At 68.9% G+C, this 22594-nt stretch carries 21 protein-coding genes; 14 read left to right on the top strand and 7 right to left on the bottom strand.

Annotated features, from left to right (window positions below):
- Positions 1–2: 2 nt before the first annotated feature.
- The 6 genes from ABD154_RS04990 to ABD154_RS04965 all read left to right on the top strand — a co-directional run bounded on the left by ABD154_RS04990 (position 3) and on the right by ABD154_RS04965 (position 6258).
- Positions 3–1541, top strand: a complete 1539-nt coding sequence (locus ABD154_RS04990; protein ID WP_198498769.1) for an APC family permease — start codon at positions 3–5, stop codon at positions 1539–1541.
- 1 nt (position 1542) lies between these two features.
- Positions 1543–1974: a helix-turn-helix transcriptional regulator gene (locus ABD154_RS04985; protein WP_198498768.1), complete on the top strand. Its 432-nt coding sequence runs from the start codon at positions 1543–1545 to the stop codon at positions 1972–1974.
- A 1-nt stretch (position 1975) separates the two neighbouring features.
- Positions 1976–2395 carry a VOC family protein gene (locus ABD154_RS04980; RefSeq protein WP_198498767.1) on the top strand — a complete coding sequence of 140 codons (420 nt, stop codon included), beginning with the start codon at positions 1976–1978 and terminating at the stop codon, positions 2393–2395.
- Positions 2396–2404: 9 nt separating this feature from the next.
- A complete protein-coding gene (locus ABD154_RS04975; RefSeq protein ID WP_211977563.1) occupies positions 2405–4783 on the top strand; it encodes an ATP-binding cassette domain-containing protein in 2379 nt (792 codons plus the stop codon).
- Positions 4784–4901: 118 nt separating this feature from the next.
- Complete coding sequence (locus tag ABD154_RS04970; RefSeq protein ID WP_269780024.1) at positions 4902–5660, top strand: transglycosylase family protein; 759 nt, start codon at positions 4902–4904, stop codon at positions 5658–5660.
- A 151-nt stretch (positions 5661–5811) separates the two neighbouring features.
- Positions 5812–6258: a transglycosylase family protein gene (locus ABD154_RS04965; protein ID WP_269780023.1), complete on the top strand. Its 447-nt coding sequence runs from the start codon at positions 5812–5814 to the stop codon at positions 6256–6258.
- A 256-nt stretch (positions 6259–6514) separates the two neighbouring features.
- On the opposite strand, the gene ABD154_RS04960 is transcribed toward ABD154_RS04965, so the two are convergent.
- Positions 6515–6718: a hypothetical protein gene (locus ABD154_RS04960; RefSeq protein ID WP_198498765.1), complete on the bottom strand. Its 204-nt coding sequence runs from the start codon at positions 6716–6718 to the stop codon at positions 6515–6517.
- A 170-nt stretch (positions 6719–6888) separates the two neighbouring features.
- Here ABD154_RS04960 and ABD154_RS04955 point away from each other — a divergent pair, with 170 nt between their 5' ends.
- A complete protein-coding gene (locus tag ABD154_RS04955; protein WP_198498764.1) occupies positions 6889–8244 on the top strand; it encodes an MFS transporter in 1356 nt (451 codons plus the stop codon).
- On the opposite strand, the gene ABD154_RS04950 is transcribed toward ABD154_RS04955, so the two are convergent.
- Entirely contained in the window at positions 8245–8838 is a 594-nt protein-coding gene (locus ABD154_RS04950; protein WP_198498763.1) for a maleylpyruvate isomerase N-terminal domain-containing protein, read from the bottom strand. It lies immediately after the preceding gene.
- Between the two features lie 128 nt (positions 8839–8966).
- Between ABD154_RS04950 and ABD154_RS04945 the strand changes: the two genes are divergently transcribed.
- The 5 genes from ABD154_RS04945 (at position 8967) to ABD154_RS04925 (ending at position 13794) form a co-directional block, all read left to right on the top strand.
- Entirely contained in the window at positions 8967–9713 is a 747-nt protein-coding gene (locus ABD154_RS04945) for a DUF5058 family protein (RefSeq protein WP_198498762.1), read from the top strand.
- A gap of 10 nt (positions 9714–9723) precedes the next feature.
- The gene (locus tag ABD154_RS04940) at positions 9724–10455 is read left to right on the top strand and encodes a hypothetical protein (protein ID WP_198498761.1); all 732 of its coding nucleotides are present in this window, start codon (positions 9724–9726) and stop codon (positions 10453–10455) included.
- A 27-nt stretch (positions 10456–10482) separates the two neighbouring features.
- Positions 10483–11724 carry an amidohydrolase gene (locus ABD154_RS04935; RefSeq protein ID WP_198498760.1) on the top strand — a complete coding sequence of 414 codons (1242 nt, stop codon included), beginning with the start codon at positions 10483–10485 and terminating at the stop codon, positions 11722–11724.
- Positions 11721–13154, top strand: coding sequence for an amidase (locus ABD154_RS04930; protein WP_198498759.1), 1434 nt, complete (start codon positions 11721–11723; stop codon positions 13152–13154). The genes ABD154_RS04935 and ABD154_RS04930 overlap by 4 nt, the downstream gene beginning before the upstream one ends.
- 124 nt (positions 13155–13278) lie before the next feature.
- On the top strand, positions 13279–13794 hold the full coding sequence (locus tag ABD154_RS04925) for a ferritin (protein ID WP_137824099.1): 516 nt from the start codon (positions 13279–13281) through the stop codon (positions 13792–13794).
- Positions 13795–13907: 113 nt separating this feature from the next.
- Here the strand turns inward: ABD154_RS04925 and ABD154_RS04920 are convergent, their stop codons facing one another.
- Complete coding sequence (locus ABD154_RS04920) at positions 13908–14843, bottom strand: AEC family transporter (RefSeq protein ID WP_198498758.1); 936 nt, start codon at positions 14841–14843, stop codon at positions 13908–13910.
- 91 nt (positions 14844–14934) lie between these two features.
- Between ABD154_RS04920 and ABD154_RS04915 the strand changes: the two genes are divergently transcribed.
- Positions 14935–15399 (top strand): Hsp20/alpha crystallin family protein, encoded by a 465-nt coding sequence (locus tag ABD154_RS04915; protein WP_198498757.1) that lies wholly within the window; start codon positions 14935–14937, stop codon positions 15397–15399.
- 57 nt (positions 15400–15456) lie between these two features.
- On the opposite strand, the gene ABD154_RS04910 is transcribed toward ABD154_RS04915, so the two are convergent.
- Positions 15457–16179: a class I SAM-dependent methyltransferase gene (locus ABD154_RS04910; protein WP_198498756.1), complete on the bottom strand. Its 723-nt coding sequence runs from the start codon at positions 16177–16179 to the stop codon at positions 15457–15459.
- A gap of 135 nt (positions 16180–16314) precedes the next feature.
- On the opposite strand from ABD154_RS04910, the gene ABD154_RS04905 reads away from it, so the two are divergent.
- Complete coding sequence (locus ABD154_RS04905) at positions 16315–17574, top strand: aspartate aminotransferase type Ic (RefSeq protein ID WP_198498755.1); 1260 nt, start codon at positions 16315–16317, stop codon at positions 17572–17574.
- A gap of 77 nt (positions 17575–17651) precedes the next feature.
- Here ABD154_RS04905 and ABD154_RS04900 read toward each other — a convergent pair whose 3' ends face one another.
- From ABD154_RS04900 to ABD154_RS04890, 3 genes are read right to left on the bottom strand one after another with little or no spacing between them, the layout of a single operon-like run.
- Entirely contained in the window at positions 17652–18557 is a 906-nt protein-coding gene (locus ABD154_RS04900; protein WP_269780022.1) for a 3-hydroxybutyryl-CoA dehydrogenase, read from the bottom strand.
- On the bottom strand, positions 18554–19054 hold the full coding sequence (locus tag ABD154_RS04895) for a peptide deformylase (RefSeq protein WP_198498754.1): 501 nt from the start codon (positions 19052–19054) through the stop codon (positions 18554–18556). The genes ABD154_RS04900 and ABD154_RS04895 overlap by 4 nt, the downstream gene beginning before the upstream one ends.
- Positions 19047–22448: a pyruvate carboxylase gene (locus tag ABD154_RS04890; protein ID WP_198498753.1), complete on the bottom strand. Its 3402-nt coding sequence runs from the start codon at positions 22446–22448 to the stop codon at positions 19047–19049. The genes ABD154_RS04895 and ABD154_RS04890 overlap by 8 nt, the downstream gene beginning before the upstream one ends.
- Positions 22449–22594 lie beyond the last annotated feature (146 nt).

The raw sequence follows: 22594 nt of genomic DNA, 5'->3' as shown, positions 1-22594 counted from the left end.
GGATGACTTCGGCAACACCCGCACCAGAACGCCCCATCGAAACCGACTCCGGCCTGAGCGCAAAGGGGCTCTCCGCCGGCAAGGTCGGTGCGATCGGCGGCGCGATCATCGGCATCGCCTGCATCGCGCCCGCGTACACGCTCACATCGGGGCTCGGCCCGACGATCTCCGAGGTCGGGGTCCACACCCCCGCGATCCTCCTCATCGGCTTCGTCCCCATGCTCCTCGTCGTCTTCGGCTACCGGGAGCTCAACACCGCGATGCCCGATTCGGGCACGACCTTCACGTGGGCGACGCGCGCCTTCGGCCCGTGGCTCGGATGGATGGGCGGTTGGGGGCTCATCGCCGCGACCGTGCTCGTCCTGTCCAACCTCGCCGCCGTCGGCGTCGACTTCCTCTTCATCCTCCTCAGCCAGATCTTCTCCGATCCCGCGATCGCCGACCTCACCCGGGTGCTGTGGATCAACATCCCCATCACCATCCTGCTCACCGCGGTCGCCGCCTGGATCTCCTACCGCGGCGTCGAAGCCACCGAGAAGGTCCAGGTCTGGCTCGTCGCCTTCCAGGTCATCGCGCTCGGGTGGTTCGTCATCGCCGCACTCATCCACGTCGCCAACGGCACCGCCTTCGACGCCACCCCGGTCAGCCTCGACTGGTTCAACCCGGTCGCGGCCGGGGACTTCTCGACGATCGCGGCGGCCGTGTCGCTGTCGATCTTCCTCTTCTGGGGCTGGGACACCGTCATCACGATGAACGAGGAGGCCAAGGACCCGGAGAAGACCCCCGGCCGGGCGGCGATGCTGACGATCGTCGCGATCGTCGTCATCTACCTCGCCTGCACGATCGCCGTCATCGCCTACGCCGGCGTCGGCACGGAGGGCCTCGGGGCCGGCAACCCGGAGAACCAGGAGTCGATCTTCGCAGCACTCGCCTCACCGATCATGGGCCCCTTCGCCATCATCGTCTCGATCGCCGTGCTCTCCTCGTCACTCGCCTCGCTGCAGTCGACGATGGTCTCACCCTCACGCACGATCCTCGCGATGGGCCACTACGGTGCGCTGCCGAAGCGCTACGGCAACGTCTCCCCGCGCTTCAAGTCGCCCTCGGTCGCGACGATCACCTCGGCGGCAGCGGCGATCATCTTCTACGTCGTCATGCGCCTGCTGTCCGAGAACGCCCTGTGGGACACGATCACCGCGCTCGGGCTCATGGTCTGCTTCTACTACGGGGTGACCGGACTCGCCTGCACGTGGTACTTCCGCCGGTCCCTCTTCCTCTCCGCCCGGACGGTGTTCTTCCGCTTCCTCTTCCCCCTCCTCGGCGGACTCACCCTCCTCGTCATCTTCGTCCGCACCGCGATCGACTCCCTCGACCCCTCGTACGGGTCGGGGTCATCGGTCTTCGGCATCGGCCTCGTCTTCGTCCTCGGGATCGGGGTGCTCCTCCTCGGCGTCGTCATCATGATCATCCAGGCCGTGCGCCACCCCGCGTACTTCCGCGGGGAGACGCTGAAGAAGGGCATCCACGCCGAGGCGGCCTGAGGTGGGGGAGAGGCATCGGCTGGCCGAGCTGCGGGCGCTGCGGCGGGTCCGCGATCGCATCGACCGCGAGTTCGACCGACCCCTCAACGTCCCCGACCTCGCGGCCGGGGTGCACATGTCGGCCGGTCATCTCAGCCGCCGCTTCAAGGCCGCCTACGGCGAGTCGCCGTATGCCTACCTGCTCACCCGGCGCATCGAGCGGGCGATGTCGCTCATCCGCCGCGGCGACCTCTCGATCACCGAGATCTGCTTCGCCGTCGGGTTCACCTCGCTCGGCACCTTCAGCACGCGGTTCTCCGAGCTCGTCGGCATGTCACCGACGAGCTACCGGCAGCGGGCGGTCCACGGCGACCTCGACCTTCCGACGATCATCGCCAAGACCGTGCTCAGGCCCGTCAGGAATCGAGAAGTGGGACACCGCCCCGGCGACTAGCATGAGAGTCATGGACATCTCGATCACTGCCAGCTTCCTTCCGCACACCGACGCCGAGGCGTCACTGACCTTCTACCGCGACGTCCTCGGCTTCGAGGTCCGCCTCGACGTCGGCCAGGGCCAGATGCGCTGGATCACCGTCGGCGCCCCCGACCAGCCCGACACCTCGATCGTGCTCACCCCGGCCGTCGTCGACCCGACGCTCACCGATGCCGAGCGCGAGACCATCGAGGCGCTCATGGCCAAGGGCAGCTACGCGTCCATCGTCTTCGCGAGCCCCGCTGTCGACGCCGTCTTCGCCGAGGTCGAGGCGAAGGGCGCCGACATCGTCCAGGAGCCGATGGACCAGCCCTACGGTCTGCGCGACTTCGCGCTGCGCGATCCGGCCGGCAACCTCATCCGCGTCCAGCAGCGGGACTGAAGGGCCGCGATGACCCAGGCAGCGGACAGCCATGACCTCATCCGGGTGCGCGGGGCCCGGGAGAACAACCTCCGCGACGTCTCCGTCGACCTGCCCAAACGCCGGCTCACCGTGTTCACCGGTGTCTCCGGGTCGGGCAAGAGCTCACTCGTCTTCGGCACGATCGCCGCGGAGTCGCAGCGGATGATCAACGAGACCTACAGCGCCTTCGTCCAGGGGTTCATGCCGCAGATGGCCAGGCCCGACGTCGACGTCCTCGAGAACCTGACGACGGCGATCCTCGTCGATCAGGAGCGGATCGGGGCGAACCCGCGCTCGACCGTGGGCACCGTGAGCGACATCAACGCGAAGCTGCGGATCCTCTACTCCCGGCTCGCCGAACCGAACCTCGGCTCGCCCAACGCCTACTCGTTCAACGTCGCGACGATCAGCGGCAAGGGCGCGGTGACGACGGTCAAGGGCGATGCGAAGGAGGTCGAACGGCGCGAATTCAGCGTCAACGGCGGCATGTGCCCGCACTGCGAGGGGATGGGCACGGCCACCGACATCGACGTCGCGCAGATCGTCGACGAGACGAAGTCGATCAACGAGGGGGCGATCACCGTCCCCGGGTTCAAGGTCGGCGGCTGGTCCGTCCGCTTCTACGCGGAGTCGGGGTTCTTCGACCCCGACGTCCCGGTGGCCGAGTTCACGGCCGCGCAGCGGCGCGCCCTGCTCGATCTCGAGGGGGAGAAGATCGTCGTCAGCGGGACGAACCTCACCTATGACGGCCTCATCCCGAAGATCCGGAAGTCGTTCCTGTCCAAGGACCGCGACGGCATGCAGAAGCACATCCGGGAGTTCGTCGACCGCGCCGTCGTCTTCACCGAGTGCCCCGAGTGCCACGGCACGCGGCTCAATGCGGCGGCGCGGTCCTCGCTGCTGGCCGGGAAGTCCATCGCCGAGGTGTGCGCGATGGAGATCTCGGAGCTGACCGCGTGGCTCGCTGAGATCGACGACCCCGGTGTCGCACCGCTCGTCGCGTCTCTGAAAGAGACCGTGCAGGCCTTCGTCGACATCGGACTCGGCTACCTCTCCCTCGAGCGCTCATCGGGGTCGCTGTCCGGGGGAGAGGCCCAGCGGATCAAGCTCGTCCGCCATCTCGGCTCCGCGCTCACCGACGTCACCTACGTCTTCGACGAACCGACGATCGGCCTCCACCCTCACGACATCGAGTCGATGAACCGTCTGCTCCTGCAGCTGCGGGACAAGGGCAACACCGTCCTCGTCGTCGAGCACAAACCGGAGACGATCGGCATCGCCGATCATGTCGTCGACCTCGGCCCCGGTGCCGGCACCGCAGGGGGAGAGATCTGCTTCACCGGCACGGTCGCGGGTCTGCGGGAGTCGGGCACGCGCACCGGCGATCATCTCGGCTTCACCGCCGCGCTCAAGGAGGCCGTGCGCACACCGACGGGCGCACTGGAGATCAGAGGAGCGGACGGCCACAATCTCCGCGACGTCGACGTCGACATCCCCCTCGGGGTGCTCACCGTCGTCACCGGGGTCGCCGGATCCGGCAAGAGCACGCTCATCGACACCTCGCTCGTCACCCGCGACGGGGTCATCATCATCGACCAGACGCCGATCAGGGGATCGAGACGGAGCAATCCGGCGACGTACACCGGCATGCTCGAACCGATCCGCAAGGCGTTCGCGAAGGCCAACGACGTCAAACCGGCCCTCTTCAGCGCGAACTCCGAAGGGGCCTGTCCGGTGTGCAACGGGGCCGGCGTGATCTATTCGGATCTCGGGATGATGGCGGGGATGTCGGCCCCGTGCGATGTCTGTCAGGGCAAGGGCTTCCAGGCCGCGGTGCTCGACTACACGTTCGGGGGCAGGAACATCCGCGAGGTGCTCGACATGCCCGCCGCCGAGGCGGTCGACTTCTTCTCAGCGGGGGAGTCGAGGATCCCGCAGGCCGCGAAGATCGCCGCCACCCTCGTCGACGTCGGTCTCGGCTACATCAGTCTGGGCCAGCCGCTGACGACGCTGTCCGGCGGTGAGCGGCAGCGCCTCAAACTCGCCGCGCATCTGTCGGCGAAGGCCGCCGACGCGGCGTCGGTCATCGTGCTCGACGAGCCGTCGACCGGCCTCCACCTCGCCGATGTCGAGAACCTCCTGCGCCTCCTCGACGGCCTCGTCGACGCCGGCCGTACCGTCATCGTCATCGAACACCATCAGGCGGTCATGGCGCATGCCGATCACATCATCGATCTCGGGCCGGGAGCCGGACACGACGGCGGGCGGGTCGTCTTCACCGGCAATCCCGCCGAGCTCATCGCCGACGGTGCCACGCTCACGGCGCGCCACCTCGGCGATTATGTCCGGCAGAGTGTACAGGTGTGAACTTTCCGTGCCCGTATAGACACGGCCGGAGAAGTCGATTACCGTTTCTAACGGTTCGGTAACGTCCGGCCGTGTCCGAGGCTCCTTCCCAAGGGCATGCACCCACCTCACAACGGAGATGACCACTGTGAAACTCGTCAGCACCTTCCTGCGCAGATCCGCGATGCTCGTCGGGGCCGGGGCACTGGCCGCGGCCGGTCTCCTCGGTGCGAATGCGCCCGCCCAGGCCGATGAGTCCGAGAGTGTGTGGGATCGCGTCGCCGCCTGCGAATCGAGCGGCGACTGGAGCATCAACACGGGCAACGGCTACTACGGCGGTCTGCAGTTCTCGCTGCAGACGTGGAAGGCGTTCGGCGGTGAGGGCATGCCGCACGAAGCCAGCCGTGAGGAGCAGATCCGGATCGCGCAGAAGACGCTCGCCGTGCAGGGTCCCGGCGCCTGGCCGACGTGCGGGAAGAAGGCCGGCCTGACGAAGGCGAACGGCGCTGCCGATGACGGCGGAGCCTCCGAGGCCGAGAAGGACGAGGACGCGAAGGCCGAAGAGCCGAAGAAGGACGAGCCGAAGCCCGAAGAGCCCAAGGCCGAGGAACCCAAGAAGGACGAACCGAAGGCTGAGGAGCCGCCGGCACCCGAGGAGCCCAAGGCCGAGGAACCGAAGGCTGAAGAGCCGAAGGCTGAAGAGCCGAAGGCTGAAGAGCCGAAGCCTGAGGAGCCCGCCGCGGAAGAACCGGCAGCGCCCGAAGAGCCGACGGACGACGCGCCTGCCGACGGCACCGCCGGCGACTCGGCAGACACCGGCGACGCACCCGAGTCGGACGACGGCGGGAGCCCGCCGAACGGCACCGGCCTCACCGGGCACGTCATCCAGATCTTCTGATCCGGGGGAGTCGGCGCACTCAGGGCACGGTGACCGTCCTCTGAGACGATTCCCACGCGCGGACCCCGGACAGATGTGCTCATCGTCGTTAGCGTGGATAACGGTTCGGTAACGGCCGGACCGCTTGACCGAATGCAGTCGATCTTTGGAGATGACATTCGTGAGACACGCTGCGACCACTCTGCGCAGAACAGCACTGCTCACCGGAGTCGGCGCGATCGCCGCCGCCGGACTCGTCGGCCTCAGTCCACCAGCCCAGGCCGCTGAATCCGAGAGCGTCTGGGATCGCGTCGCCGACTGTGAGTCCGGCGGTGACTGGAGCATCAACACGGGCAACGGCTACTACGGCGGTCTGCAGTTCTCGGAGCAGACATGGAAGGCGTTCGGCGGTGAGGGCATGCCGCATGAGGCGAGCAAGCAGGAGCAGATCCGCATCGCCCAGAAGACGCTCGCGGAACAGGGACCCGGTGCCTGGCCGACATGCGGTGAGAAAGCCGGCCTGACGAAGGAGACCGGCGCCGCGGACGACGGCGGCGGCTCCGGTGGTTCGGACGACTCCGGCAAGGTCGGCCTCGGCGGCTACGTCGGGAGCGGATGACCGTCGGATCATCGTGTGGCCGCGGACAGCTGGACGCTGTTCGCGGCCACACGCACATTCACGGCACTGCCGCGTCCCGGCCTTCCAGCGTATAGCGCCGATAATATACATTATGTTAACTAAACCGATGAAGCCACTGCCCCGGCCTCATCTCGTGTCTCTCATGGAGCCCGCAGGTCGACATGGAGCGTGCAGGCCATCCCGGAGTCTGCGGGTCGACACGGAGTCCGCAGCGTCGGCCCGTGCTGCGCGCGACTCACTGATCGCCGCTTTCGCCGGCCTGCGCGACCATGACTTGCGGCCCGCCTGTGCGACGGCGGCTTTCGGATTGCCCGGACTTCTCGGAACCATTGCCGGCCAGCGCATCGCGCACCGGCATCTCCACCTGCTCGGTGGTCGGATGAACTCGCCTGAGCGACACCAGCGTCCAACCGAATGCTCTGCCCCGACTCTCAGTCATCGGACTACTCCCCTAGTCACACCCCGGGCTCAGCCGATCTCGGCGTCGATTCGCCTCCACGGAAGGAGCAGACATCGGACTGTTGACTTATCTAACGAGCGTTCAATAGGGTGAGTGTGATCGCGGCCACAGGAGATCGGTCGGATGTCACCACGACGCAAGGAAGCTTCATGGTTCACCCTCAGTCCACTCCCCCTGTCGCACTCGCTTCAGCCGGGTCGGAATCCCGCCGCAAGGCCTGGTCGCTGACAGGTCTGCTCGTCGTCCTCTACGTCGTCAACTACGGCGACAAGGCCGCCTTCGGCATCATCGCCCAGGCCCTCGGGGAGGAACTCGGCATCAGCGCCGCTCAGATCGGCCTCGTCGGCAGCCTCTTCTTCTTCGCCTTCACGGTCGGCGGCTTCTTCGCCGGCGCCCTCAACCGCTGGATGTCGCTGCGCACCGTCCTCCTCGTGCTCGCACTCGTGTGGGCGGCCGCCATGCTCCCGCTCGTCGTCGCCGCGACCTTCGCCGTCCTCGTCGCCTCCCGGATGCTCCTCGGCTTCGCCGAGGGCCCGAGCTCCGCCCTCATCCACACCGCCGCATATTCGTGGCACCCCTCGTCACGCCGCGGCTTCCCGGGTGCGCTGCTCGCCAGCGCCGCCTCGGTGGCGAAGATCGTCCTCGCTCCCCTGCTCGCCTACCTCTCGGTGACGTTCGGCTGGCGCAGCGCGCTCATCACGATGGCCGTCATCGGCATCGTCTGGTGCTTCTTCTGGCTGCGCTTCTGGGAGGTCGGCCCCTACATCCCGGCGAAGGCGACCGGACCGGCGAAGAAGGCGCACTCCGACGCCGCAGCCGAGGACACCGCCGCGGATGACTCGGACGAGCCCCGCGTGCCGTGGGCGAGGATCTTCCTCACCCGCACCTTCCTCACCGGTGTCCCGCTCGTGGCGAGCATCTACGCCCTCGTCACCGTCGTCCTCACCTGGCTGCCGTCGTACTTCGAGGTCGGTCTCGGCTTCAGCCGCCTCGAGGCCGGGTCGATGCTCGCGATCCCCTCGATCGTCGGTCTCATCAGCCTCATCGGCGGCACCCTGCTCTCCGACTTCCTCCTCGCCCGCGGCTGGTCGTCGCGGTTCGTCCGCATCGTCGGACCCTCGCTGCTCGTCGTCGTCGGCGGCGGCATCCTCTTCCTCCTGCCCTCGATCGAGAACGCGGCCGCCGCGGTCGCGATCGTCGCGATCGGCTACGGCGTCGGGGTCGTCGTCCTCCCGCTGTCGAATGCCGCGGTCTCCGAGATCTGTCCGCCCCAGCAGACCGCCGGCACCCTGGGGGTGTTCCTCGCCCTCATGGCCATCGGCGGGCTCGTCGGACCCTACGTCACCGGGCTCATCGTCGATGCCGCCGCCAGCCCCGGCCTCGGCTATGCGACGGCCTTCCAGGTCCTCGGCGTCGCCGCGGCGGTCTCGGCGGTGCTCACTCTGCTCTTCGCCAATCCCGAACGCGACAAGGTCATCGTCCGCGGCGCCGCCGCCCAGGAATGATCATCCGCGGCGGCTGACCGGGCGTCCCGACAGCAGGAGCACCCGGTCGGCCGCACTCGCGGCCGGCGCGTCGGTGCGCGGCGGCGCATAGCCGCCGGTGTCGCCGAGGTCGACGATGAGCGCGGCGAGGTCGGTCGCCATGAACTCCGCGAGCGCCTCATCGACCGGCCACGGATCGCCGGTGCCGGCGGAGAGGTCAGCGGCATGGAGGGCGAGTTCGAGGATCCGCATCCGCACGAGCTGGGTGCCCGGCAGATCCCCGATGCGGTGGCTGACCGAGACGCTGAGATCGACCTCGGCGGCGAGCCGGCGGAAGCGGTGCTCATGGGTCCAGAACGCCTCGAGCGGATCCTCGCCGAGGTGGTCCCGGTCCCTCGTCGCCTCCACCTCGGCGGGCGGGTCCTGGGCGAGCAGCATCGCGTACCGCAGTCCCCCGCCGATGAGGTGGTTGACGAGATCGCGGTTCGACCAGCCCCCGCAGCCGCTCGGCGCGGCATAGTGCGCACTCGCCTCGGGCGGTCCCAGACGCCGCAGCGCCTGCACCCAGCAGGCTTCGGCGCGGTCGAGATTCTCGGCGATGACGGGCTCGAGCATGTCACCGATTCTGCCACGACCACCGGCTTCTCATCTGATGGGAAGTTTCGCGCTGCCTCTGGGCCGCCTCGGCGTTTGGGGTTATCTTGCTCACACGAGAAGAATCACCCGAGGTGAGGAGTCCGACCATGGTGACGGCAAGTGCCTCCGCCGACTATCTGCCCCTGGCCAACGCCCCGGTCCTGTGGATCCTCGCGCTGTCCGTCATGGGCGTCGTCGTCATCCAATCCCTCATCTACATGCGCGCGGTGCGGCAGAACGCCGCCTCGGCCGACATGAGCCAGGCCGAGGTCACCGCCGCCTTCCGGGCCGGCGGGGTCGCGGCGATCGGCCCCTCGCTCGCCGTCGTCCTCGTCGCCATCGCTCTCCTGCCGCTCTTCGGCACTCCCCCGGTCATCGTCCGCGTCGGCCTCATCGGCTCCGCCGCCACCGAGGTGGCCTCGGCCTCGATCGCGGCCGGGACGATGGACGCCAACCTCGGCGATGCGACCTTCACCCGCGGCGTCTTCATCGTCGCGCTCATGGCGATGAGCCTCTCCGGCGCCGGCTGGATGCTCTCGGCGCTCATCCTCACCCCGATCTTCAAACGCAGCTCCCACAAGCTCGAGAAGATCAATCCCGCCCTCATGTCGCTCGTGCCCGGTGCCGCGCTGCTCGCGGCGTTCGCGGCGCTGACGTTCCGCGAGATCCCGAAGTCGCCCACCCACGTCATCGCGATCGCCGTGTCCGCGGTGACGATGGCGATCTGCCTCGCCGCCGCCCACGTCCTCCGCCAGTCGTGGCTGAAGGAATGGGGACTGGGCATCTCCGTGCTCGCCGGTCTCGTCGCCGCCTACTTCGCCCACTACGCCGGCCTCGGCATGCCCGACGCCTGAAGGAGGCCTCATGTCCGTCATTCCCTCGCCCTCGCATGAGGCATTCGAAGCCACGACGACGAAGTGGGGCTCGATCACGCTCTTCATCGGGTTCCTCATCGCCACCTCGGTGCCGTTCTACCTCCTCGTCGTCGCCGACGCCGACATCGGGTTCGGCGACATCCTCACCGCGTTCCTCGCCGTCTTCGCCGTCTACGGCGTCTTCTACGTCGTCGAACCGCTCACGTACTTCCCCATCCTCGGACCGGCCGGGATGTACCAGGCGTTCATGATCGGCAACGTCGCGAACAAGCTGCTGCCCTCGGCGATCGTCGCCCAGGACACGATCGGGGCGAAGCCGGGCACCCGGAAGGGCGAGTACGCGGCGACGATGGCGATCTGCGGGGCCGCGATGATCCACGTCGTCTCCATGGTCCTCTTCGTCGGGGTCCTCGGCACCTGGCTCGTCACGGTCATCCCGGAGAACATCACCCTCATCGCCCAGCTCTACATCCTCCCGGCGATCCTCGGCGGGGTCACCGTCCAGCTCATCGTCTCACTCCGGCAGGTGAAGTCGACGATCATCGCGCTGGCCGTCGCCGCCCTCGTCATCCTCGTCCTCATTCCGGTCGTGCCCGTCCTCGCCCCCGGCGACGTCGCTATTGTGGTCATTGTCACCATCGTCATCACGTGGTTCACCCGGAACCGGGCCGTCACCGACACCCGCGATGACTCCGGTGAGGACACCGTCGGGATCAACTGAGCTCCCGACCGAGCACGAAAGGACGCCATGCCGCTGACAACGCGCCTGCGCACCGCGGTCACCGATTCCCTCGCCGAGGCGGTCGCCGACTACCAGCAGTTCCACCGCACCCCCGAGCTCTCCATGGCCGAGACGCAGACGGCGGCAGCGATCGCCGAGTTCCTCACCGGACTCGGCCTCGCACCCCAGACGTTCGGCGGCACCGGCGTCGTCGCCGTCATCGAGAACGGCGAGGGACCCGTCGTCGCCTACCGCGCCGACACGGACGGACTGCCGATCGCCGAGGACACCGGACTCGACTACGCCTCCCACGCCGAGGGCACCCTGCCCGACGGGACGACGACCCCGGTCATGCACGGCTGCGGCCACGACACCCACATCACCGTCGGCCTCTACCTCGCCCGGTTCCTCACCGAGCACCGGGAAGCGTGGGCCGGCACCGTCGTCCTCCTCTTCCAGCCCGGGGAGGAGACCGCTGCGGGAGCGCAGGCGATGCTCGACGACGGCCTGTGGGAGACCGTGGTCAATCCCGAGGTCGTCTACGGTCAGCACGTGTGGCCCGGACGTGCCGGAGACGTCTACGTCTCCTCCGGCACGGCGATGGCGATGTCGGACTCCCTGCGCGTCACGGTCCGCGGGAAGCAGGCGCACGGCTCCCAGCCGGAGAACGCGATCGACCCGATCGTCCTCGGCGCCTTCATGATCACCCGCCTCCAGTCGATCGTGTCCCGGGAGATCTCGGGCCGCGACACCGCCGTCGTCACCGTCGGCACGTTCCACGGCGGACTCAAGGAGAACATCATCCCCGAGACCGCGGTCTTCACCCTCAACATCCGCACCTTCGACGAGGACGTCCGCGCCGTCGTCCTCGACCGGGTCCACCGCATCGTCCGCGCCGAAGCCGAGGCCTCCGGCGCCCCCGAGCCTCTCATCGAACCGATGCACTCCTTTCCCCGCTGCGTCAACGATCCCGATCGCACGGCCGCCTTCGTCTCCGCCGCGGGCGCCGAACTCGGCGAGGACCACGTCCACGTCGTGCCCGCCGTGACCGGCAGTGAGGACTTCGGGGCGTTCGGCGACGCGCTCGGAGTGCCCTACGTCTACTGGTTCTTCGGCGGCTACTCCCCCGCCATCCTCGACGGCGACGAACCGCCGGCGGGCAACCACTCCCCGCACTTCGCCCCCGACGATGTGCCCACCACCCTGGAGACGGGCCTGCGCGCCGCCCTGACGGCCGTGCTCTCCGACCTCGGGAGGGCGGAGGGATGAGTGAGGACCTGCGCTGGATGAGCACCCGCGAACTCGCCGCGAGGATCGCTGACAAGGAGATCTCGGCCCGGGAGGCGCTGGACGATCAGCTGCGCCGCATCGACGAGGTCAACCCCGCGCTCAACGCCGTCGTCACCCGCGACGACGACCGGTCGCGGGCGGAAGCCGCAGCCGCCGACGAGGCGCTCGCGGCCGGAGCCGAGATCGGCCCGCTCCACGGAGTGCCGATGACCCACAAGGACACCAACGACACCGCGGGCATGCGGACGACGTGGGGGTCGCCGATCTTCGCCGACCGCGTGCCGCAGTCCGACTCCCTCATCATCTCCCGGCTGCGCCGTGCCGGGGTGATCACGACGGGCAAGACGAACGTCCCCGAGTTCGCCGCCGGCTCCCACACGTTCAACCCCGTCTTCGGCGTCACCCGCAACCCGTACGATCTCGACAAGTCCGCCTCGGGCTCCTCCGGCGGCGTCGGAGCGGCCCTGGCCGCGGGCATCCAGGCCTCCGGCGACGGGTCCGACATGGGCGGATCGCTGCGCTCCCCCGGGTCCTTCAACAACGTCGCCGGCTTCCGTCCGACGAACGGGCGGATCCCCAACTCCTCCCCCTCGCCGTTCTCCTGGCTCGGACAGACCGGCTTCATGGCGCGCACCGTCTCCGACATCGCGTTCCTCATGAGCATCGCCGCCGGTCCCGAACCCGGACTGCCGGCGATCCTGGCCGAACCCGGGTCCGTCTTCGACCGTCCCCAGTTCCGCCTCGGCGGGCAGGCCCCCGACCTCACGGGCGTCCGGATCGGGTTCAGCCCCGACCTCAAGGGCCTCCTGCCCGTCGAGCCGGAGGTCGTCGACATCGTCGCGGCCACCGCTCCCGTCTTCGCGGACCTCGGTGCCTCCGTCGACGATGTCATCCCCGATCTCTCCGACGGCGACGAGGTCTTCGGCGTGCGCCGGGCCATGGACTTCCTCGCCTCCTGGGGCGGGCTCTACGAGACCGATCGCGACCGGATGAAGGAATCCGTGCGCTGGAACATCGAAGCCGGGCAGCGGCTCACCGGCCCGCAGATCGTCTCCGCCGAGGCCGCCCGCGCCAGGCTGAGCGGCGAGGTGCAGCGGTTCTTCGCCGATCACGATCTCCTCGTCCTCACCACGTGCCAGGTCCTGCCCTTCGACGTCGGCATCGAATACCCCATGGAGATCGACGGCACCCAGCTCGAGACCTACCTCGACTGGATGCGGGCGCTGTGCCTCATCACCGCCACCGGCTGCCCCGCGATCTCCGTGCCCGCCGGGTTCTCCGCCGCGGGACTGCCCGTCGGGGTCCAACTCGTCGCGAAGCCCGGCGACGACGTCCGCCTCCTCGAGATCGCCCACGCCTTCGAACAGGCCACCCGGTGGAATGAGCGCCACCCGGAGATCGGCGAGTGATGGTTCGGCTTGCCTCAGCACTGTTTGCCGAGCCTTTCCACACTGGAATGATTCCAGAAATGGTGTCAAGCTGGTCACGACGCAGGCGGCAGTCCGCTGCCTGACAACGCATTAGGAGATTCACATGCACCTGAGCCCCGCAATGCAGAAGGTCCTCGGCGAGCAGGTCACGCTCGAACTCGAGGCCTCGATGGTCTACCTGCAGATGTCCATTCAGCTCGACGACCTCGAGCTCACCGGCATGACCCGGTGGATGCGCGCCCAGTCGGAGGAGGAGCAGGTCCACGCCGCGAAGTTCATCCAGCACTGCGTCGACCGCGGCTTCGCCCCGCAGATCGGTGACATCGCCGCCCCGAAGGTCTCCGGCTCCCGTCCGCTCGACTTCTTCAAGGCCGCGCTCGCCCACGAGGAGAAGGTCTCCGAGTCGATCCGCAACATCTACCGCACCGCCCAGGCCGAGGGCGACCTCGACGTCCTTCCCCTGCTCAACTGGTTCATCGACGAGCAGGTCGAGGAAGAGGCGAGCATCTCCGAGATCATCGGTCGCCTCGAGATCGTCGGCGACAGCGGCTCGGGTCTGCTCTCGATCGACAACGCGCTCGGTTCGCGTCACCCGGACATCTCCGCCGACAGCGAGTGAGACTCCGCTGACAGCGAATGAGACTCCGCTGACACGGCCGGTTCCCCGCCGCGGGGAGCCGGCCGTTGTGCTTCCCCACGCCGGGCCGACTTCCGGCCCCTGCGGCGGACTCCTCAGACCCCGAAGACGAGCTGGGCGAGGAGCAGCGTCGGGGGCAGGGTGGCGAGCATGAGCACCGTCTGGGCGGCGATGAGCGCGGCCATGAGCTCGGCGTTGCCGCCGAGCTGCCGGGCCATGACATAACCCGAGCTCGCCGTCGCGATCGCCTGGAAGATCAGTCCGACCACGGCCGCCTCGGCGGGGACGTCGAGCACGACGAGCGCGGCGAGGCTGAGCCCGGGCAGGACGACGAGCTTGACCGCCGTCGACCAGACGAGGCCGGCGCCGTGCTCCCGCAGGGAGAACCACCGCAGTCCCGCTCCCACGCAGATGAGGCCGATCGGCAGGGCCGCAGCCGCGAGCGGATCGAGGACACCGGAGACGAGTTCCGGCAGCGCCCACCCGCTGAGGTTCCACAGTCCCCCGAGGGCGCACCCGATGACAAGGGGGTTGAGGACGATGACGCGGAGGAGGCCGAGGACCGACCGTCGTCCCGTGCGGAGGAACTCGAACCCGAGACTCGAGACGATGTTGACCGTGGGCACGAGGATGGCCGCGACGATCGCCGCCAGCGCTCCCCCGGTCGGTCCGAGCAGGCTCGCGGAGATCGAGAGGCCGATGTACGTGTTGAAGCGGATCCCGCCCTGGAGCACCGAGGTGAACGCCGGCAGATCCGCGGCGACGACGCGGCGGAGGACGATGATGAACAGCGAGACGATGAGCGTGGGCACGACGAGGGCGACGGCGAGTCGGAGCACGGGGACGGCGGTGACGTCCACCTCGGCGACGGAGGTGAAGAGGAGGACGGGCAGGAGACAGTAGTACGCGAGCCTCTCCGCCCCCGCCCAGAAGTCCTCGCCGGAGAACAGCGGAGTCCTCCGCAGTCCCAGGCCGAGCACGATGAGTGCTGTGACCGGGACGAGGGCGGCGAGGATCGGAGACAGGCTCATATTGTTTGAGAGTTCCATGTGTGAGGATTGATTTCAAAATTGAGTGTGTTTGACTCAATACAGGACCGGTTCCCCCAATGAAAGGACGATCATGGCCACTCGCTTCGATCCCATCCGCGATCTCGACCGCTTCTTCACCGAGGTCACCCGCACCCCGAACGCCGCGACCATGCCGATGGACCTCTACCGCGACGGCGAGGTGTTCGTCGCGCAGATCGACATGCCCGGGGTCGACCCCTCGAGCATCGACGTCGATGTCGAGGACCGCACGCTCACGGTGCGCGCGCAGCGGACCTCACCGGTGGCGGACAAGGACGTCAAGTGGCTGACCAGGGAGCGGACCTCGGGCACGTACGCCCGCCAGCTCACCCTCGGCAACCGCGTCGCCCTCGACCGGATCCGCGCCGACTACGAGGACGGGGTGCTCACCCTGACGATCCCCGTCGCCGAGGAGGCACGACCGCGCAAGATCAGCGTCTCCCATCAGGCGCCGAAGCAGACCGAGGTCATCGAATCCACCGAGGTGGTCGAGACCGAGGACGACCGGCCCCTCTGAGCCAGGGCTGATCCGCACCGGCGGGCAGAGAAGCATGAGCGCGTGCCTGCCCGCCGTTCAGCGTTCACGCGCGAGCAGGTAGGCCAGGCACATGTAGGGCAGGTCGACGGTGCCGGTGATCGGATGCTCCTCGGTGAGATAGCCGCGCAGGTTCGCCTCGACGCGGCTGCGGGTCGCCTCGCTCGACCGCAGCCAGTACGACCGGGTGCGCGCGAGATCGACGATGCCGTCGACGTCGAGCGGGGTGGAGAAGTCGATGACGGCCCGGTCGTGGAGGCTGAAGCCGCGCGGCGCGGGCACGTACGCGGGCCGGTAGACGTCCCCGGCGTGCATGATGCGGCTGAGCCGCAGCACCCAGTCGACGCGGACGTCGAGTTGGTTGATGAGGATGAGCAGCCGACCGGAGGGCGTGAGGATCCTCGCGATCTCCTCCCCCGCCGCCGCCTCGTCGAACCAGTGCCAGGCCTGGGCGACCGTGACGACGTCGACGCTGCCGGTCGCCAGGCCGGTCGTCTCCGCGGACCCGACGAGAGACGGTGCCGGATTGTGCTCGAGGGCCGCGGCGTCGGGGTCGACGGCGACGACCTCGGCGCCGGCGGCGAGCAGCCTCCGACTGAGGATTCCCGTGCCCGCCCCGAGGTCGCACACCCGCAGCCCGGCCCAGCCGGCGCCGAGGAGGTCGAGGGCCGCCTGCGGATAGTCGGGGCGGACGGCGTCGTAGAGGTGGGCCTGAGTGCCGAACCGAGTCCCATGCGCGGCCTGAGCCCGGGGTCTGACCATGGCGCTGTCCTCCTCTGCGACTCTGCGGCCGATCGTCTCAGGAACACACTCTAACGAACACGCCCGGCCCGCCCTGTGACTAGGATGGAGGCACCGGCAGTCACCACCGCCGCAGCGCGGCGAGAAGGAGCATCGATGACCCCCACCCCCGATCTCGAGTCCGCACTCGAGAAGGCCTCCCGCGCGTACGAGGAGTTCGCCTCGCGCGGCCTCGACCTCGACATCACCCGAGGCAAGCCGAGTCCCGCCCAGCTCGACCTCGCGGTCGACCTGTTCACGCAGGTGACCGGGGACGACTACCGGACACCGGGGGGTGTCGACACGCGCAACTACGGTGGCCTCGACGGGATCATCGAACTCCGGGAGATCTTCGCGCCGCTGCTCAAGGTGCCCGCCGAGCAGCTGCTCGCCGGCGGCAACGCCTCGCTCACCCTCATGGCGCAGGCGCTCACCTTCGCCCTCCTCCACGGCACAGCCGCCGATTCCACCCCGTGGGGGGCGGGCACCCACAAGCTCATCTGCCCGGTCCCCGGCTACGACCGCCATTTCACTCTCGCCGAATCCCTCGGCTTCGAGCTGCTGAGCATTCCGATGGACGATGAGGGCCCCGACCTCGACGCGGCGCAGCGCCTCGCCGCGGACCCGACCGTCAAGGGCATGTGGCTCGTGCCGATGTACTCGAACCCGACGGGGATCACCATCACTCCCGACCGGGCCGCCGCGCTGGCGGCGATGCCCGCTGCCGCCCCGGACTTCACGCTGCTCTGGGACAACGCGTACGCCCTTCACCACCTCCGCGACGAACACCCGGAGACGATCGACATCCTCTCCCTCTGCGCGGCCGCCGGCCATCCCGAACGCCCCTGGATCTTCGCCTCGACCTCGAAGATCACCCATGCCGGTTCCGGAGTCTCGTTCTTCGCCGGTGGTCCGGAGACCATGCGCTGGTTCACCTCGAACCTCGCGAACATCGCGATCGGGCCCGACAAGGTCAACCAGCTGCGTCACCTGCGCTTCTTCAAGGACAGCCAGGGCGTGATCGACCATATGCGCAAGCACGCGGAGATCATCGCCCCGAAGTTCGACGCGGTGCTCGACGCTCTGGAATCCGGACTCGGCGGAACCGACCTCGCGACGTGGACGAAGCCCGACGGCGGCTACTTCATCACCCTGACCACCCTCGAGGGCACGGCCGATCGGATCGTCAAGCTCGCCGCCGAGGCCGGGGTCAAGCTCACCCCGGCCGGGGCGACGCACCCGTACGGGCTCGACCCGCAGGGCAATGTCATCCGCATCGCTCCGACGATGCCGACCCTGGCCGACGTCGAACTCGCCGCCGAGGGACTCGTCGCCTGCGTCAAGCTCGCCAGCTACGAGAAGCTCCTCGCCGGCTGAGCTCAGGGCCCCGCCGTTCGACGCCGACGGGGCTGCCTGCGCACGATGCGCAGACAGCCCCGTCGGCGTGTGCGGGCTCAGTACTCGTAGAAGCCGCGGCCGGTCTTCCTCCCGAGGAGACCGGCATCGACCATGCGGGAGAGGAGGACCGGAGGCTTCGCGGCGGGATCCCCGGTCTCATCGAAGATGCTCTGAGCCGCGAACAGGCAGGTGTCGAGCCCGACGAGATCGGCGAGGGCGATCGGACCCATCGGGTGGGCGGCCCCGCCGACCATGCCGGCGTCGATGTCCTCCTTCGTCGCCGCCCCCGACTCGAGCATGCGGATCGCCGAGCACAGGTACGGGATGAGGAGGGCGTTGACGATGAACCCGGGCCGGTCCTGGGCCTGCACCGGTGTCTTGCCGAGCACCTGTGACACGAACTCCGTGACGGACTCGGCCACGCCCGGGTCGGTGAGCACCGAGGACACGACCTCGACGAGCGGCTGGACGGGTGCGGGATTGAAGAAGTGGATGCCGAGGACCCGCTCGGGTCGCGAGGTCGCCTGTGCGAAGCGGATGATCGGCATCGACGAGGTGTTCGATGCGAAGATCGCCTCCTCATCGGTGACGACCTCGTCGAGGCGGGCGAAGATCGACTTCTTGATCTCCTCGTTCTCGCTCGCCGCCTCGATGACGAGCTGCCGGTCGGCGAGCTCGGTGATGTCGGTGGTGAATCGCAGCCGCGCCTTGGCCGCCTCGCTCTCGGCGGCCGTGAGCTTGCCCTTCTCCACGGCCCGGGCCAGTGACTTCTCGATCCGCGCCTGACCGGCGGCAGCCGCCTCGTCGCTGACCTCGGAGACGATGACGTCGAGACCGGACTTCGCGAGCACCTCGGCGATGCCGGCTCCCATGAGTCCGCTGCCGATGACAGCGGTGCGGGCGATGACCATGGACTTCCCTTCGTTCTCGGCACCCCGGGCGGGCGCCTCGGTGACTGTCATGAGGCGAGGAACCAGTCCGCGCTGCGGATGGCCTTCATCGCCTCGCGGCGGCGCTCCCCCGGCAGCGTCTGGATGTAGACCTGCCCGTCGAGGTGCGCCACCTCGTGCTGGAGCATCTGCGCGAACACCTCGGTGCCGGAGATCTCGATCGGGTTGTTCTGCGCGTCGACACCGCGCACCCGGGCGAACTCCCACCTCGGGGTGAGGAAGAAGAGCCCCGGCACGGACAGGCAGCCTTCGTCGATGTCGCGCAGCGCACCGCCGAGTTCGACGATCTCGGGGTTGATGACGTACCCGGTGCGCCCGTCGAGGTCGTAGCCGAAGGCCCGCAGCCCCACCCCGATCTGCGGTGCGGCGACGGCTGCCCGCCCCTCGGGCAGGGACGAGTCGACGAGGTCGGCGGCCAGTGCCGCCACGGAGTCGTCGAAGACGGTGATCGGGTCGGCCTTGCTGCGGAGCACGGGGTCACCCCACAGGCGGATGTCCCGCTCAGGCATCGATGACCGCCACGAGATCGCCGCCCTCGAGCTGGGAGACGGAGTCGATCGCGATCCGGGAGATCGGCCCGGCCACGGGCGCGGTGATCGAGGCCTCCATCTTCATCGCCTCGATCGTCGCGATGACATCGCCGGCCTCGACGGTGTCGCCGACGCCGACCTGGAGGGTGACGACACCGGCGAACGGGCTCGAGACGTGCCCCGGCTTCGACGGGTCGGCCTTCTCCGCGGTCTTGACGTCGGACTCGACGGACCGGTCGCGGACCTCGAGCGGACGCAGCTGCCCGTTGAGGGTGAACATCACCGAGCGCATGCCGCGTTCGTCGGTGTCGCCGATCGCGCGCAGGCCGATGAGGAGGTTCTTGCCCTTGGACAGTTCGACGGTCGCCTCCTCACCCGAGGTCAGGCCGTAGAGGTACTCGGCGGTCTCGACGATCGAGAGGTCGCCGAAGCTCGAGCGCATCCGCTCGAACTCCTTCGTCGGGGCGGGGAAGAGCAGTTCGTTGAGCTTCGCCTGCCGCTCGGGCCCGGGGGTCTCAAGCGCCTCCGCGTCCGCCGCAGCGAGCTCCTCGGTGACGGGCTTGTGGGTGCGACCGGCGAGGGCCTTCGTCCGGAAGGGCTCGGGCCAGCCGCCCGGAGGGTCACCGAGGTCGCCGGAGAGGAAGCCGATGACCGAATCCGGGATGTCGAACTTCTCGGGGTTCTCCGCGAACTCGGCCGGGTCGACGCCGGCTCCGACGAGGTGGAGGGCGAGGTCGCCGACGACCTTCGACGAGGGCGTGACCTTGACGAGGTGGCCGAGGATGTCATCGGCGGCCTCGTACATCTTCTCGATCTCCTCGAACCGCTCCCCGAGGCCGAGGGCCACGGCCTGCTGCCGCAGGTTCGAGAGCTGACCGCCGGGGATCTCGTGCCGGTAGACGCGACCCGTCGGCCCGGGCAGACCCGATTCGAAGGGCGCGTAGACCTTGCGCACCGACTCCCAGTAGGGTTCGAGGTCCTCGACGGCGGTGAGGCTGATGCCGGTGTCCCGGTCGGTGTGCTCGAACGCGGCGACGAGGGCGGAGAGGCTCGGCTGGCTCGTCGTGCCGGCCATCGCCGCCGAGGCGGCATCGACGGCGTCGGCCCCGGCGCCGGCCGCGGCGAAGAGGGTCGCGAGCTGACCGCCGGCCGTGTCATGGGTGTGGACGTGGACGGGCAGGTCGAAGTTCTCCCGCAGCGCGGTCACGAGCTTCGCTGCGGCGGCCGGGCGGAGCAGGCCGGCCATGTCCTTGACCGCGAGCACATGCGCTCCGGCCTCGACGATCTGCTCGGCGAGTCGGAGGTAGTAGTCGAGGGTGTAGAGCTCCTCGGCGGGATCGAGGATGTCCGAGGTGTAGCAGAGGGCCACCTCGGCGATCGTCGTGTCCGTGCCGCGCACCGCCTCGATCGCCGGACGCATCTGCTCGATGTCGTTGAGGGCGTCGAAGATGCGGAAGACGTCGATGCCGGTGCGGGCCGCCTCGTCGACGAAGGCATCGGTGACCTGGGTGGGGTACGGCGTGTAGCCGACGGTGTTGCGCCCGCGCAGGAGCATCTGCAGGGCGATGTTCGGCACGGCCTCGCGCAGCTGGGCCAACCGCTCCCACGGATCCTCGCCGAGGAAGCGCAGGGCGACATCGTAGGTCGCCCCGCCCCAGGCTTCGATGCTCAGCAGCTGCGGGGTCATCCGCGCGACATGGCCGGCGACGGCGAGGAGGTCGCGGGTGCGCACCCGGGTGGCGAGAAGGGACTGGTGGGCGTCGCGGAACGTCGTGTCCGTGACCGCCAGGGCCTCCTGCTCGCGCAGGGACCGGGCGAAGGCCTCGGGACCGAGCTCGAGGAGGCGGTCGCGGCTGCCGGGAGGCGGAGCCTGGCCGAGGTCGAGGACGGGCAGCTTGTCGGCCGGGCGCAGGCGCACGGTCGGCTCGCCGTGGGGCCGGTTGACGGTGACGTCGGCGAGGTAGTCGAGGATCTTCGAGCCGCGGTCGGCGCTGACCCGGGCGTCGAGGAGCTGCGGGCGCTCCTCGATGAACGAGGTCGCGAGGTCGCCGGCGACGAACGAGGGGTCCTCGAGCACGGCCTGGAGGAAGCCGATGTTCGAGGACACGCCGCGGATGCGGAACTCCGCGAGGGCGCGGCGGGCGCGGGAGACGGCCTGGGCGAAGTCGCGTCCGCGGCACGTGAGCTTGACGAGCATCGAGTCGAAGTGCGCGCTCACCGAGGCGCCCGCGTGGACGGTGCCGCCGTCGAGGCGGACGCCCGCGCCGCCGGCGGACCGGTAGGCGGTGATCGTGCCGGTGTCGGGCCGGAACGAGTTCGCCGGGTCCTCCGTCGTGATGCGGCACTGCAGGGCAGCGCCCTTGATCCGCATGTCCTCCTGGCGCAGTCCGAGGTCGGCGAGCGTCTCCCCCGCTGCGATGCGCATCTGCGAGGCGACGAGGTCGACGTCGGTGATCTCCTCGGTCACGGTGTGCTCGACCTGGATACGGGGGTTCATCTCGATGAAGACGTGCTTGCCCGCCCGGGGGCCGTCGGTCTCGAGGAGGAACTCGACGGTGCCGGCGTTCTGGTAGCCGAGCGCCTCGGCGAACTTCAGGGCGTCGGAGTGCAGCGCCGCGGCGATCTCGGGGTCGAGGTTGGGCGCCGGAGCGATCTCGATGACCTTCTGGTGGCGGCGCTGGACGGAGCAGTCGCGTTCGAAGAGGTGGATCGCGTTCGCATCGTTGTCGGCCAGGATCTGGACCTCGATGTGGCGCGGGCGCTGCACGGCCTGTTCAATGAAGACCGTGGGGTCGCCGAAGGCGCCTTCGGCTTCGCGCATCGCAGCCTTGAGGGCGTCCTCGAGCTGGTCGGGGTCCGAGACCCGGCGCATGCCGCGGCCACCGCCGCCGGCGACGGCCTTGACGAAGAGGGGGTACTCCATCGCTGAGGCGTCGGCGAGCAGCTGGGCGATGTCCGCCGAGGGACGGGTCGAGTCGAGAACGGGGATGCCTGCTCCGCGGGCTGCCGAGAGCGCCTGGACCTTGTTGCCGGCGAGTTCGAGGACATCGGCCTTGGGGCCGATGAACGTGATGCCGTTCTCTGCGCACGCGCGGGCGAGATCGGGGTTCTCCGAGAGGAAGCCGTACCCGGGGTAGACGGCGTCGGCGCCGGACTCCTTGGCGACGCGGATGATCTCCTCGACGTTGAGGTAGGCACGGACAGGGTGTCCCTCGTCGCCGATCATGTAGGCCTCGTCGGCCTTCATCCGGTGTTCGGAGTTGCGGTCTTCGTAGGGGAAGACAGCAACGGTCGAGGCGCCGAGTTCGTACGCCGCGCGGAACGCGCGGACGGCGATCTCCCCGCGATTGGCCACAAGCACTTTAGAGAACATCCGTGTTTCTCGCTTCTGTATCGGTCGCCGAGCGGCGAACAGTCGACTGGCTGTCGAGAGACCACTCTACTCAGTGACGTGGGCCACTGAATGCAGGGGGTCCCCGATTCGGACACCGCGCTCACCTCGGCGTGGTCGACCCTGCC

Source organism: Brevibacterium sanguinis (assembly GCF_039528855.1).
Lineage (GTDB): Bacteria > Actinomycetota > Actinomycetes > Actinomycetales > Brevibacteriaceae > Brevibacterium > Brevibacterium sanguinis.
This window is presented reverse-complemented; position numbering and strand designations above follow the sequence as displayed.